General features: G+C 69.5%; 11 protein-coding genes and 1 pseudogene. 9 read left to right on the plus strand and 3 right to left on the minus strand.

Annotated features, from left to right (window positions below; genetic code table 11):
• Window positions 1-23 precede the first annotated feature (23 nt).
• From ruvB to BN159_RS35095, 6 genes are all read left to right on the plus strand, one after another.
• On the plus strand, window positions 24-1,097 hold the full coding sequence (ruvB, locus tag BN159_RS35070; RefSeq protein WP_015661781.1) for a Holliday junction branch migration DNA helicase RuvB: 1,074 nt from the start codon (window positions 24-26) through the stop codon (window positions 1,095-1,097).
• Between the two features lie 185 nt (window positions 1,098-1,282).
• A complete protein-coding gene (yajC, locus tag BN159_RS35075; RefSeq protein WP_015661782.1) occupies window positions 1,283-1,780 on the plus strand; it encodes a preprotein translocase subunit YajC in 498 nt (165 codons plus the stop codon).
• Between the two features lie 133 nt (window positions 1,781-1,913).
• Entirely contained in the window at window positions 1,914-3,677 is a 1,764-nt protein-coding gene (gene secD, locus BN159_RS35080) for a protein translocase subunit SecD (RefSeq protein WP_015661783.1), read from the plus strand.
• 1 nt (window position 3,678) lies between these two features.
• Window positions 3,679-4,794 (plus strand): protein translocase subunit SecF, encoded by a 1,116-nt coding sequence (secF, locus tag BN159_RS35085; protein WP_015661784.1) that lies wholly within the window; start codon window positions 3,679-3,681, stop codon window positions 4,792-4,794.
• Window positions 4,791-5,330: an adenine phosphoribosyltransferase gene (locus tag BN159_RS35090; protein WP_015661785.1), complete on the plus strand. Its 540-nt coding sequence runs from the start codon at window positions 4,791-4,793 to the stop codon at window positions 5,328-5,330. The genes secF and BN159_RS35090 overlap by 4 nt, the downstream gene beginning before the upstream one ends.
• Before the next feature lie 272 nt (window positions 5,331-5,602).
• Window positions 5,603-8,146, plus strand: coding sequence for a RelA/SpoT family protein (locus BN159_RS35095; protein ID WP_015661786.1), 2,544 nt, complete (start codon window positions 5,603-5,605; stop codon window positions 8,144-8,146).
• Window positions 8,147-8,199: 53 nt separating this feature from the next.
• On the opposite strand, the gene BN159_RS35100 is transcribed toward BN159_RS35095, so the two are convergent.
• Window positions 8,200-9,429: a DUF349 domain-containing protein gene (locus BN159_RS35100; RefSeq protein ID WP_015661787.1), complete on the minus strand. Its 1,230-nt coding sequence runs from the start codon at window positions 9,427-9,429 to the stop codon at window positions 8,200-8,202.
• A 136-nt stretch (window positions 9,430-9,565) separates the two neighbouring features.
• Window positions 9,566-10,414, minus strand: a complete 849-nt coding sequence (locus BN159_RS35105; protein WP_015661788.1) for a peptidylprolyl isomerase — start codon at window positions 10,412-10,414, stop codon at window positions 9,566-9,568.
• Between the two features lie 146 nt (window positions 10,415-10,560).
• Between BN159_RS35105 and BN159_RS35110 the strand changes: the two genes are divergently transcribed.
• Both BN159_RS35110 and hisS read left to right on the plus strand, forming a co-directional pair.
• Window positions 10,561-11,271: an MBL fold metallo-hydrolase gene (locus tag BN159_RS35110; RefSeq protein WP_015661789.1), complete on the plus strand. Its 711-nt coding sequence runs from the start codon at window positions 10,561-10,563 to the stop codon at window positions 11,269-11,271.
• Between the two features lie 13 nt (window positions 11,272-11,284).
• Window positions 11,285-12,547: a histidine--tRNA ligase gene (gene hisS, locus BN159_RS35115; protein ID WP_015661790.1), complete on the plus strand. Its 1,263-nt coding sequence runs from the start codon at window positions 11,285-11,287 to the stop codon at window positions 12,545-12,547.
• Between the two features lie 48 nt (window positions 12,548-12,595).
• Here the strand turns inward: hisS and BN159_RS44370 are convergent.
• A pseudogene (locus BN159_RS44370) lies at window positions 12,596-12,839 on the minus strand (ATP-binding cassette domain-containing protein); the annotation flags it as partial.
• Between the two features lie 145 nt (window positions 12,840-12,984).
• On the opposite strand from BN159_RS44370, the gene BN159_RS35120 reads away from it, so the two are divergent.
• Complete coding sequence (locus BN159_RS35120; protein ID WP_015661791.1) at window positions 12,985-13,641, plus strand: vitamin K epoxide reductase family protein; 657 nt, start codon at window positions 12,985-12,987, stop codon at window positions 13,639-13,641.
• Window positions 13,642-13,667: the final 26 nt, after the last annotated feature.

Raw genomic sequence — 13,667 nt, forward strand, 5'->3', positions numbered from 1 at the left:
ACCACCGCTGAGGCACACCACTGATGAACTGGGACGACACCACCGACACCGACGCCGCCGCTGAGCGTCTTGTGGGCTCCGTCGCCGACCGCGAGGACCAGGCCGTGGAGGCCGCGCTGCGCCCCAAGGACCTGGGCGAGTTCATCGGCCAGGAGAAGGTGCGCGAACAGCTCGACCTGGTCCTGCGCGCCGCCCGTGCCCGGGGCGCCACCGCCGACCACGTCCTGCTCTCCGGCGCCCCCGGCCTCGGCAAGACCACCCTGTCGATGATCATCGCCGCCGAGATGGGCGCCCCGATCCGCATCACCTCGGGCCCCGCCATCCAGCACGCCGGAGACCTCGCCGCGATCCTCTCCTCCCTCCAGGAGGGCGAGGTCCTCTTCCTCGACGAGATCCACCGCATGTCCCGGCCCGCCGAGGAGATGCTGTACATGGCGATGGAGGACTTCCGCGTCGACGTGATCGTCGGCAAGGGCCCCGGTGCCACCGCCATCCCGCTGGAGCTGCCGCCCTTCACCCTGGTCGGCGCCACCACACGCGCGGGCCTGCTGCCGCCCCCGCTGCGCGACCGCTTCGGCTTCACCGCGCACATGGAGTTCTACGAGCCCGCCGAACTGGAGCGCGTCGTCCACCGCTCCGCCAACCTCCTCGACGTCGAGATCGACACCGCGGGAGCCGCCGAGATCGCCGGCCGCTCCCGCGGCACACCCCGCATCGCCAACCGCCTCCTGCGCCGGGTCCGCGACTACGCCCAGGTCAAGGCGGACGGCCGGATCACCCAGGACATCGCGGCGGCGGCCCTCGCGGTCTACGAAGTTGACGCCCGCGGCCTCGACCGGCTGGACCGGGCCGTCCTGGAGGCCCTGCTCAAGCTGTTCGGCGGCGGCCCGGTCGGCCTGTCCACCCTCGCCGTCGCGGTGGGGGAGGAGCGCGAGACCGTCGAGGAGGTCGCCGAGCCCTTCCTGGTCAGGGAGGGCCTGCTGGCCCGTACCCCCCGGGGCCGGGTGGCCACGCCCGCCGCATGGGCGCATCTCGGCCTCACCCCGCCCGGCTCCCGGACCGGCGGAAACGGACAACAGGACCTGTTCGGGACGTGAGGACGCCGTGACCGCGCCATGACGGCGCGGTATTGGCCGGGTCAGGAACCTGGGTGCCATGCTGAGCGTTGTTCCATGCATGCGGACTCGCTTAGACTCCGCCGATGCCGCCGTTGTCGACGGCGCACATACCCCCAACCATCAGGCCGCTCCCCATCGCGGTCGTGTGAAGGAAGTTCCGACCCGTGAGTCTCGTGACCCTCCTCCCGTTCATCGTGCTCATCGGGGCCATGTTCCTGATGACCCGGTCGGCCAAGAAGAAGCAGCAGCAGGCCGCCGACATGCGGAACCAGATGCAGCCCGGTTCCGGCGTCCGCACCATCGGGGGCATGTATGCCACGGTCAAGGAGGTCAACGAGGACACCGTCCTCGTCGACGCCGGCCCGGGTGTGGAGCTGCTCTTCGCCAAGAACGCCATCGGTGCCGTCCTCTCGGACGACGAGTACAACCGCATCGTCCACGGCATCGAGCACGACCTGAAGACCGACGCCGACGTCGTCCCGGACGACGCCTCCTCCCTCACCGAGTCCGACGACGCTGCCGCCGCCTCCGACGAGAAGTCCGTCGACCTCGGGAAGAAGGACGCGGACGCCGACGAGGAGCCCGCGGACGACATCGCGGCCGCCGAGACGAAGGCCGACAGCGAGCCTAAGAAGTCCGACGGCGACTCCGAGGCGAAGTAGCCGCTGACCGGGGCGCGCGGGCCCCCGCCCGCGCGCTCCGGGAAACACGCGGCTCTCGCAGGGGATCCCGACTACATGTCATGGCCGCCGGCGCCCACCCGGCGAGAGGCGGCCCGAGAGGGAGTACGAGAAGGTGGCAGCACCTAAGAAGGGCCGGAGCGCGAGCGCCCACAGCAGGCCGGGGCGCTCGCTGGTCCTCATTCTGATCGCCATGGTGGCGCTCACCGGGGGAATGTTCCTCGCCGGACACACCACCCCGCGTCTCGGCATCGACCTGGCCGGCGGTACGAGCATCACGCTCCGCGCGGAGGCCGAGCCGGGCCAGGAATCCGCGATCAACAAGACCAACATGGACACCGCCGTCGACATCATGGAGCGGCGCGTCAACGGTCTTGGTGTCTCGGAGGCCGAGGTCCAGACCCAGGGCGACAAGAACATCATCGTCAACATCCCCAAGGGCACCAACTCCAAGGAAGCCCGGGACCAGGTCGGCACCACCGCCAAGCTGTACTTCCGCCCGGTCATCGCCACCGAGGTCTCCGGCGCCGCCGCGACGACCAGCCCGTCCCCGAGCGCCTCCGGCAGCGCCACGGACAAGGCCACCGACAAGGCGACGGACAAGGCGAGCTCCTCCTCGTCCCCCTCGGCGTCCAGCACTCCGTCGGCGACCTCCACCACCCAGGGCCGCGCGGTCACCGACGCCCTGAAGGCCGACCCCACGCCCTCGGACAGCGCGAGCTCCAGCGCCTCCCCGTCGGCCAGCGCCAGCCCCTCCGGCTCCGCCGACACCAGCAAGCTCGAAGCGCAGTACGCCGCGCTCGACTGCACCGACGAGACGGCCCGCGCCAAGGCCGGCGACGGCGCCAAGCCCGAGGACACCACCGTCGCCTGCGGCCAGAACGCCGACGGCCAGTGGCAGAAGTACATCCTCGGCCCGGCCGAGGTCGACGGCACCGAGGTCGACAGCGCCGAGGCGAGCTTCAACACCCAGACCGCCGCCGGCTGGACCGTCAACATGAAGTTCACCGGCGAGGGCCGCAAGAAGTTCGGTGACATCACCGGCAAGCTCGCCCAGAACCAGCCCCCGCAGAACCAGTTCGCCATCGTGCTGGACAACGAGGTCGTCTCCGACCCCCGGGTCAGCGAGGCGCTGACCGCCGGCACCGCCGAGATCTCCGGCAACTTCGACCAGGAGTCCGCACAGTCCCTGGCCAACATGCTGTCGTACGGCGCCCTGCCGCTGTCCTTCAGCGAGGACAGCGTCACCACGGTGACCGCCGCGCTCGGCGGTGAGCAGCTGCGGGCCGGTCTGATCGCCGGCGCCATCGGCCTCGCCCTGGTCGTCATCTACCTGGTGGTCTACTACCGGGGCCTTGCGCTCATCGCGGTCGCCTCGCTGCTGGTCTCCGCCGCCCTCACCTACGTGATCATGTCGCTGCTCGGCCCGGCCATCGGCTTCGCGCTGAACCTGCCGGCCGTCTGCGGTGCCATCGTCGCCATCGGCATCACAGCGGACTCGTTCATCGTGTACTTCGAACGCGTCCGGGACGAGATCCGTGAGGGCCGCACGCTGCGTCCCGCCGTCGAGCGGGCCTGGCCGCGCGCCCGGCGCACCATCCTGGTCTCCGACTTCGTGTCGTTCCTGGCCGCCGCGGTGCTCTTCGTCGTCACCGTCGGCAAGGTCCAGGGCTTCGCGTTCACCCTCGGCCTGACCACCGTGCTCGACGTGGTCGTGGTGTTCCTGTTCACCAAGCCGCTGCTGACGATCCTGGCGCGCAGGAAGTTCTTCGCCAGTGGTCACCCCTGGTCCGGCCTCGACCCCAAGCGCCTCGGGGCCCAGCCGCCGCTGCGCCGTACCCGCCGTCCCTCCGCCCCCATCGAGACGAAGGAGGCGTGAGATGTCGAAGCTCGGCAACCTCGGCGCCCGACTGCACCGTGGCGAAATCGGCTACGACTTCGTCGGCAACCGCAAGATCTGGTACAGCCTGTCCATCCTGATCACCATCACGGCGATCGTGGGTCTCGCGGTGCGCGGCCTGAACATGGGCATCGAGTTCCAGGGCGGAGCGGTCTTCACCACCCCGAAGACCTCCGTCTCCGTCGCCCAGGCCCAGGAGTACGCGGAAGAGGCCTCCGGCCACGACGCGATCGTCCAGAAGCTCGGCGACGGCAAGCTCCGCATCCAGGTCGCGGGCATCGAGACCAAGGAGGCCGACCGGGTCTCCACGGAGCTCGCCAAGGACCTGAAGGTCGACGAGAACGACGTCACCGGCGAGCTGGTCGGCCCCAGCTGGGGTGAGCAGATCGCCAACAAGGCATGGCAGGGCCTCGGGATCTTCCTGGTCCTGGTCGTGATCTATCTGGCGATCGCCTTCGAGTGGCGCATGGCCGTCGCCGCCTTCGTCGCCCTGATCCACGACATCACCATCACGGTCGGCATCTACGCCCTGGTGGGCTTCGAGGTCACCCCGGGTACGGTGATCGGTCTGCTGACGATCCTCGGTTACTCGCTGTACGACACGGTCGTCGTCTTCGACAGCCTCAAGGAACAGACGAAGGACATCACCAAGCAGACCCGCTGGACCTACAGCGATGTCGCCAACCGGTCGATCAACAGCACCCTGGTCCGTTCCATCAACACCACGGTGGTCGCGCTGCTGCCGGTGGCGGGCCTGCTGTTCATCGGTGGCGGCTTCCTCGGCGCGGGCATGCTGAACGACATCTCGCTGTCGCTGTTCGTCGGCCTCGCGGCCGGTGCGTACTCCTCGATCTTCATCGCCACCCCGCTCGTCGCCGACCTCAAGGAGCGCGAGCCGCAGATGAAGGCCCTCAAGAAGCGCGTACTCGCCAAGCGGGCCCAGGCCGCGGCCAAGGGTGAGCCGCTGACCGCCGGTGCCGCCGTCGAGCCCGAGGGCGACGAGCCGGACGACTCCGCCGCCGCGGTCGTCGGACCCCGCAACCAGCCCGCGTCCCGCAGCCGGGGCCGTGGCCGACCCTCGGGGAAGCGCCGATGACCGACATCGAGGAGCTGCTGCTCAGCCGCATCCGCGATGTGGCCGACTACCCGGAGCCGGGCGTGATGTTCAAGGACATCACCCCGCTCCTTGCGGACCCGGCGGCGTTCACCGCGCTCACCGACACCCTCGCGGGGATCGCCGAGCGCACCGGCGCCACCAAGGTCGTCGGCCTGGAGGCCCGTGGCTTCATCCTCGGCGCCCCCGTCGCCGTCCGCGCCGGACTCGGCTTCATCCCGGTGCGCAAGGCGGGCAAGCTCCCCGGAGCCACCCTCAGCCAGGCCTATGACCTGGAGTACGGCTCTGCAGAGATCGAAGTGCACGCCGAGGACCTGAGCGCCGAGGACCGGGTGCTGGTCGTCGACGACGTCCTGGCCACCGGCGGTACCGCCGAGGCGTCGATCCAGCTCATCCGCAGGGCGGGCGCCGCGGTCGCGGGCCTCGCGGTACTGATGGAGCTCGGCTTCCTCGGCGGCCGAGACCGTCTGGCACCGGCTCTCGACGGTGCCCCTCTGGAGGCCATGCTCCGGATCTGAGCAAACCCGGTGCACGGGGCGCACACTTCCCGGAAGGGGGCGTGCGCCCCGCGCGCATGTCCGGGCGCGCATCGGTGCGGCACCCGGAATCGAGGCTCCGGAAAGCCTGCGGCCACCCGGAGGACACCGGCCAGGAATCCCCGGGCGGTCTCTCATGTTGCTCCGGTGTACAGGTCTCACATCGGCCTGAAGGCGATCCTCGGGCGCAGGATCGCTACCATGGGGTCTCCGGAGCCTGACCGGGGGACCCGGATCGCGCACGAGGAGCCCTCTTGCCAGACGAGGCCCAGCACCTGACCGCCGCCAAGCCCGACTCAGCCTCGGGCCCCGCGGCCAAGCCCGCGCCGGACACGTCGACCGCGAAGAACACGCGCAAGGACGTCCACGGGCCGGTCGAGCACGCCCAGTCCGCGCCCGTGGGCAAGTCGGCCGACCAGTCGCGCCCCAAGCCGGCCCCGCCCGAGCGCCCCGCCACGCCCGCGGTCCGCCCGAACACCGGCCAGCCGCCGCGCTCCGGCTCCTCCAACCGCGTCCGCGCCCGTCTCGCCCGCCTCGGCGTCCAGCGCTCCAACCCGTACAACCCGGTGCTGGAGCCGCTGCTGCGGATAGTGCGCAGCAACGACCCGAAGATCGAGACCGCCACCCTCCGCCAGATCGAGAAGGCCTACCAGGTCGCCGAGCGCTGGCACCGCGGGCAGAAGCGCAAGAGCGGCGACCCGTACATCACCCACCCGCTCGCCGTCACCACCATCCTCGCCGAGCTGGGCATGGATCCGGCCACGCTCATGGCGGGCCTGCTGCACGACACCGTCGAGGACACCGAGTACGGCCTCGACCAGCTCCGCCGCGACTTCGGCGACTCCGTCGCCCTGCTCGTGGACGGCGTCACCAAGCTGGACAAGGTCAAGTTCGGCGAGGCCGCGCAGGCGGAGACCGTGCGCAAGATGGTCGTCGCCATGGCCAAGGACCCGCGCGTCCTGGTCATCAAGCTCGCCGACCGTCTGCACAACATGCGCACCATGCGCTACCTCAAGCGCGAGAAGCAGGAGAAGAAGGCGCGCGAGACCCTGGAGATCTACGCGCCGCTCGCCCACCGCCTGGGCATGAACACCATCAAGTGGGAACTGGAGGACCTCGCCTTCGCGATCCTCTACCCCAAGATGTACGACGAGATCGTCCGGCTGGTGGCCGAAAGGGCGCCGAAGCGTGACGAGTATCTGGCCATAGTGACCGACGAGGTCCAGCAGGACCTGCGCGCGGCCCGCATCAAGGCCACCGTCACCGGCCGCCCGAAGCACTACTACAGCGTCTACCAGAAGATGATCGTCCGCGGCCGTGACTTCGCGGAGATCTACGACCTGGTGGGCATCCGCGTCCTGGTGGACACCGTCCGCGACTGCTACGCGGCGCTGGGCACCGTCCACGCCCGCTGGAACCCGGTTCCGGGGCGGTTCAAGGACTACATCGCGATGCCCAAGTTCAACATGTACCAGTCGCTGCACACGACGGTCATCGGCCCCAACGGCAAGCCGGTCGAACTCCAGATCCGCACGTTCGACATGCACCGCCGCGCCGAGTACGGCATCGCCGCGCACTGGAAGTACAAGCAGGAGGCCGTCGCCGGCGCCTCCAAGGTGCGCACCGACGTGCCCAAGGCCGGCAAGGGCAAGGACGACCACCTCAACGACATGGCGTGGCTGCGCCAGCTCCTGGACTGGCAGAAGGAGACCGAGGACCCCGGCGAATTCCTGGAGTCCCTGCGCTTCGACCTGTCCCGCAACGAGGTCTTCGTCTTCACCCCCAAGGGCGATGTCATAGCGCTCCCGGCCGGTGCCACCCCGGTGGACTTCGCCTACGCCGTGCACACCGAGGTCGGCCACCGCACGATAGGGGCCCGGGTCAACGGCCGGCTCGTCCCGCTCGAATCCACCCTGGACAACGGCGATTTGGTGGAGGTCTTCACCTCCAAGGCGGCCGGCGCGGGCCCGTCCCGGGACTGGCTCGGCTTCGTGAAGTCGCCGCGCGCCCGCAACAAGATCCGCGCCTGGTTCTCCAAGGAGCGCCGGGACGAGGCCATCGAGCAGGGCAAGGACGCCATCGCCCGCGCGATGCGCAAGCAGAACCTGCCGATCCAGCGCATCCTCACCGGCGACTCCCTCGTCACCCTCGCGCACGAGATGCGCTACCCCGACATCTCCTCGCTGTACGCGGCGATCGGCGAAGGCCATGTGGCCGCGCAGAACGTCGTCCAGAAGCTGGTGCAGGCCCTCGGCGGCGAGGAGGCGGCCACCGAGGAGATCGACGAAGCGGTCCCGCCCGCCCGTGGCCGCAGCCGCAAGCGGCGCAGCAGCCAGGACCCCGGTGTGGTGGTCAAGGGCGTCGACGACGTCTGGGTCAAGCTCGCCCGCTGCTGTACGCCCGTCCCCGGCGACCCGATCATCGGCTTCGTCACCCGCGGTAGTGGCGTATCGGTTCACCGCAGCGACTGCGTCAACGTGGAGTCACTGTCCCGCGAGCCCGAGCGGATCCTCGACGTCGAGTGGGCGCCCACCCAGTCCTCGGTGTTCCTGGTCGCCATCCAGGTCGAGGCGCTGGACCGCTCCCGGCTCCTGTCCGACGTCACCCGGGTCCTGTCCGACCAGCACGTCAACATCCTCTCCGCGGCCGTACAGACCTCCCGCGACCGCGTCGCCACCTCCCGCTTCACCTTCGAGATGGGCGACCCCAAGCACCTGGGGCACGTCCTGAAGGCGGTCCGGGGCGTCGAGGGCGTGTACGACGTGTACCGCGTGACGTCGGCGCGCAGCCGGTCGTAGAGGCATGTGAAAGGGCCCCGCACCTCAAGTGCGGGGCCCTTTCACATGCGGTCTCAGCCGCCGAACTCCTGGAGACCCTTGAGCGCCTGGTCCAGCAGGGCCTGGCGGCCCTCCAGCTCACGCTCCAGCTTGTCGGCCTTGGCGTTGTTGCCCTGGGCGCGCGCCTGCTCGATCTGGCCGCGGAGCTTGTCCACGGCGGCCTGGAGCTGACCGGTCAGACCCGCGGCACGCGCGCGTGCCTCCGGGTTGGTCCGGCGCCACTCGGCCTCCTCGGCCTCCTGGATCGCCCGCTCCACGGCGTGCATCCGGCCCTCGACCTTGGGCCGGGCGTCCCGCGGCACATGGCCGATGGCCTCCCAGCGCTCGTTGATCGACCGGAACGCCGCCCGCGCCGTCTTCAGATCCGTCACCGGGAGGATCTTCTCGGCCTCGTGGGCCAGCTCCTCCTTCAGCTTGAGGTTCTCCGACTGCTCGGCGTCCCGCTCGGCGAAGACCGAGCTGCGCGCCGCGAAGAACACGTCCTGGGCGCCGCGGAAGCGGTTCCACAGATCGTCCTCGTGCTCGCGCTGGGCCCGGCCCGCCGCCTTCCACTCCGCCATCAGCTCGCGGTAGCGCGCGGCCGTCGGACCCCAGTCCTGCGACGCGGACAGCGACTCGGCCTCGGAGACCAGCCGCTCCTTGGTCTTGCGGGCCTCCTCGCGCTGCGCGTCCAGCGCCGCGAAGTGCGCCTTGCGGCGCTTGGAGAACGCCGAGCGTGCGTGGGAGAAGCGATGCCACAGCTCGTCGTCCGACTTGCGGTCGAGCCGAGGCAGCCCCTTCCAGGTGTCCACGAGCGCCCGCAGCCGCTCACCGGCCGCCCGCCACTGGTCGGACTGAGCCAGCTCCTCCGCCTCGACGACCAGCGCCTCCTTGGCGTGCCGAGCCTCGTCGGACTGCTTCGCGCGCTGCTGCTTGCGCTCCTCGCGACGCTTGTCGACGGTCTCCACGAGCTTGTCCAGACGCTGCCGCAGCGCGTCCAGGTCACCGACCGCGTGATGCGCGTCGACCTGCTCGCGGATGTGGTCGATCGCCACCTGGGCGTCCTTCGCCGACAGGTCGGTGGTCTTCACCCGCTTTTCGAGGAGGCCGATCTCGACAACCAGGCCCTCGTACTTGCGCTCGAAGTAGGCCAGCGCCTCCTCGGGGGAGCCTGCCTGCCAGGAACCGACGACCTGCTCGCCGTCGGCCGTACGCACGTACACGGTCCCCGTCTCATCGACGCGGCCCCACGGGTCGCTGCTCACAGCGCCTCCTCCACATGATGCCTGCGAGGGGCTTCAGCGCCCCCGAGCATCGTCCACAGTTTCGTCACGGCCAACATAGGCGACCGGCGGGTTGCCTGTCCGCATCCCGCGCGACCGAAATTTCGCAGTTGGGGGGTCAGGATTTGCTGACAGTTGCCTTGTTGATCACCACGGTCGCGTTGGGCGCCGTGTTGCCCGTCGTGGGGTCCGCGGCCTGTGCTCCCGCGGCGGAGAGCTTCTTGAGGACCTTCATGCCCTCCTCGGTCACGGTGCCGAACGGCGTGTAGTTGGCCGGCAGCGGACTGTCCTGGTAGACGAGGAAGAACTGGCTGCCGCCGGAGTCCTTGCCCTCACCGGTCTGGGCGTTGAACTGGTTCGCCATCGCGACCGTGCCCGCCGGGTAGACGTCGCCCTTGACGTCCTTGTCCTTGAGGTTCTCGTCCGGGATCGTGTAGCCCGGCCCGCCGGTGCCGGTGCCCGTCGGGTCGCCGCACTGGAGGACCCAGATGCCGCTGTCCGTCAGCCGGTGGCACTTGGTGTGGTCCAGGTAGCCCTTGTTCAGCAGGAAGTTGAACGAGTTCACCGTGTGCGGGGCGGCCGAGGCCTTGAGCGCTATGTCGATCTCGCCGCAGGTCGTCGACAGCTTCATCGTGTAGTCCGCGGACTTGTCGATGGTCATGGCCGGTTCCTTCTTCCAGCTCATGGTCTCGACCTCGCCCTTGGCCGCCTTCTCGCACGGGTCCGGGACCTTGCTGGTCGGCGTTGCGCTCGGAGTGACCTCCGCGCCCGCGTTCGACTTGCCGTCGTCCCCGTCGAAGGCGCCCGCCGTGTAGAGCCCGAGGCTGCCGATGAGGACGACGCCGATCGCCGACGCGATCACCGCGTTGCGCGTGCGTGACTTGCGCCGCGCGTCCGTGCGCCGCTGCTGCTGCCGCAAGAACTTCTCCCGGGCGAGCTGACGCCGCCGCTGTTCCTGGCTGACCACGGGGTTGTCTCCTCAAGCGTCTGTATGCGTCTGCGTGTGCCCCGTACCGTATATGGGTTCGCTGAGGAATCGGCAGCGCCGGTAGGCTCTGACCTCAGGCGCAGCCCACCGACTTGTCACCCGAACCGACACAACGAAGGACGATCGTGCTCATTGCCGGGTTCCCCGCCGGGGCCTGGGGGACGAACTGTTATCTCGTCGCCCCCGCCGCCGGTGAGGAGTGCGTGATCATCGACCCCGGCCATCAGGCCGCCGAAGGTGTCGAGGAAGCGGTCAGAAAGCATCGCCTCAAGCCCGTCGCCGTCGTTCTCACCCACGGTCACCTCGACCATGTGGCCTCGGTCGTCCCCGTGTGCGGCGCGCACGACGTACCGGCCTGGATCCACCCCGAGGACCGGTTCATGATGAGCGACCCCGAGCGGGCGCTCGGCCGCTCCATCGGGATGCCGCTGATGGGCGAGCTGACCATCGGGGAGCCGGACGACGTCAAGGAGCTGACCGACGGCGCCAAGCTGGAGCTGGCGGGCCTCGAGCTGACCGTCGCTCACGCACCGGGCCATACCAAGGGGTCGGTGACCTTCGGCCTGCCCGAGGCGGCGGACATCCCGCCGATCCTGTTCTCGGGCGACCTGCTGTTCGCCGGCTCCATCGGACGCACCGACCTGCCAGGCGGTGACCCGGCCGAGATCCTCGACTCGCTGGCCCGTGTGTGCCTGCCGCTCGACGACTCGACCGTGGTGCTGTCCGGCCACGGCCCCCAGACGACCATCGGCCAGGAGCGCGCCACCAACCCGTATCTGCGGCAGGTGGCCGCCGGCCAGGGAGCAGCCCAGCAGGCTCCCCGACGAGGAATGTGACGAGAGACCTTCCGTGAGCACCTTCAAGGCCCCCAAGGGCACCTACGACCTGATCCCGCCGGACAGCGCCAAGTTCCTGGCCGTCCGCGAGGCGATCGCCGCGCCGCTGCGCAACTCCGGCTACGGCTACATCGAGACGCCCGGCTTCGAGAGCGTCGAACTGTTCGCGCGCGGCGTCGGTGAGTCCACCGACATCGTGACCAAGGAGATGTACGCCTTCGAGACCAAGGGCGGCGACAAGCTCGCCCTGCGCCCCGAAGGCACCGCCTCCGTGCTGCGCGCCGCGCTGGAGGCCAACCTGCACAAGGCGGGCAACCTCCCGGTCAAGCTCTGGTACTCCGGCTCGTACTACCGCTACGAGCGCCCCCAGAAGGGCCGTTACCGCCACTTCTCCCAGGTCGGTGCCGAGGCGATCGGCGCCGAGGACCCGGCGCTGGACGCCGAGCTGATCATCCTGGCGGACCAGGCGTATCGCTCGCTGGGCCTGAGCAACTTCCGCATCCTGCTCAACAGCCTGGGCGACAAGGAGTGCCGGCCGGTCTACCGCGCGGCGCTCCAGGACTTCCTGGGCGGCCTGGACATCGACGAGGACACCCGCCGCCGCGCGGAGATCAACCCGCTGCGCGTCCTCGACGACAAGCGCGAGTCGGTCCAGAAGCAGCTCGGGGACGCGCCCCTGCTGCGCGACTACCTGTGCGACGCCTGCAAGGCGTACCACGAGGAGGTCCGCGAGCTGATCACGGCCGCGGGCGTCGCCTTCGAGGACGACGCCAAGCTGGTGCGCGGCCTGGACTACTACACGCGGACGACCTTCGAGTTCGTCCACGACGGTCTCGGCTCCCAGTCCGCGGTGGGCGGCGGCGGCCGCTACGACGGCCTGTCCGAGATGATCGGCGGCCCCGCGCTGCCGTCCGTCGGCTGGGCCCTCGGCGTCGACCGCACCGTCCTCGCGCTGGAGGCGGAGGGCGTCGAGCTCGAACTCCCCTCCACCACCAGCGTGTTCGCGGTCCCGCTCGGCGAGGAGGCCCGCCGGGTGCTCTTCGCCAAGGTCACGGAGCTGCGCAAGGTCGGCATCGCGGCGGACTTCTCCTACGGCGCCAAGGGCCTGAAGGGCGCCATGAAGAACGCCAACCGCAGCGGCGCCCGCTACACCGTCGTGGCCGGTGAACGCGACCTCGCCGAAGGCGTCGTCCAGCTCAAGGACATGGAGTCCGGCGAGCAGACGGCGATCGGCGTCAACGAGATCGTGGCCGAGCTGGAGTCCAAGCTCGGCTGACGCGCCTGGAAGAGGGCGCCGGGCACTCGCCGCCCGGCGCCCTCTTCATGTCTCGCGGACCGTCAACTCCGCGGGCGCGGATTCGTCCTGCCGGACGATTCCGACACGTGAACGCCACGCACGCGTGCCCTGCGACGACGCGGTCCGGGTTGCCCTGGAGGATCTCCACCGTGCTGCTCTTGCCCGCGCCATTGGGTCCGAGCAGGCCGAACACCTCTCCCGCGCGGAGATCGCCGTACCGCTTGCGCAGTGCTCGTACGTCCACAGCGAGTTCGCTCGTCTGTGCTGTCACGCGTCGAGCCTCGGCCGGAACCGAACGTTCAGGGACGATCGTCCGTACCTCCTTATGTCCAGCGAACGGTGGATTGGGGCCCAGGTGCGGCACAATGGCCCCTGCTCGAAGAAGGTCCAACTCTCAAGCAGACGGAATCGGCGTGATGAGCAAGACGACAGTGAAAGACGTCTCCACCGAGCCCGAACCGGAGCGCACCGTCGAGGCGCCACGCAAGGAAGGCAGCAGTGTCGCCTTCGCGCTGATGCTGATGATCACCGGTGCCGCCGGACTGCTCGCGGCGTGGGTCATCACGATCGACAAGTTCAAGCTGCTGGAGGCCAAGGTCGAGGGCAAGACCTTCGTCCCCGGGTGCAGCCTCAACCCCGTCGTCTCCTGCGGCAGCGTCATGGAGAGCGACCAGGCGTCGGTCTTCGGCTTCCCCAACCCGATGCTCGGCCTCGTCGCCTACGGCATCGTCATCTGCGTCGGCGTCAGCCTGCTCACCCGCGCCCGCTTCCCGCGCTGGTACTGGCTCACCTTCAACGCCGGCACCCTCTTCGGCGTGAGCTTCTGCGCCTGGCTGATGTTCCAGTCGCTGTACCGCATCGGCGCCCTGTGCCTGTGGTGCTCCCTGGCCTGGGTCGCGACGATCATCATGTTCTGGTACGTGACCTCGTTCAACGTGCGCAACGGCTTCCTGCCCGCCCCGCGCTGGCTGAAGAGCTTCTTCGGCGAGTTCACCTGGGTGCTCCCGGTGCTGCACATCGGGGTCATCGGCATCCTGATCATGACCCGCTGGTGGGACTTCTGGACGAGCTGACCGGCCCGAGGGCATTGTCAGTGCCG

The organism is Streptomyces davaonensis JCM 4913 (genome assembly GCF_000349325.1).
Lineage (GTDB): Bacteria > Actinomycetota > Actinomycetes > Streptomycetales > Streptomycetaceae > Streptomyces > Streptomyces davaonensis.

Bases quoted from the DNA above. Each gene is read 5' to 3' on its own strand.
- secF (WP_015661784.1), top strand. From the start codon at position 3,679: ATGTCGAAGCTCGGCAACCTCGGCGCCCGACTGCACCGTGGCGAAATC.
- BN159_RS35090 (WP_015661785.1), top strand. From the start codon at position 4,791: ATGACCGACATCGAGGAGCTGCTGCTCAGCCGCATCCGCGATGTGGCC.
- ruvB (WP_015661781.1), top strand. From the start codon at position 24: ATGAACTGGGACGACACCACCGACACCGACGCCGCCGCTGAGCGTCTT.
- BN159_RS35120 (WP_015661791.1), top strand. From the start codon at position 12,985: ATGAGCAAGACGACAGTGAAAGACGTCTCCACCGAGCCCGAACCGGAG.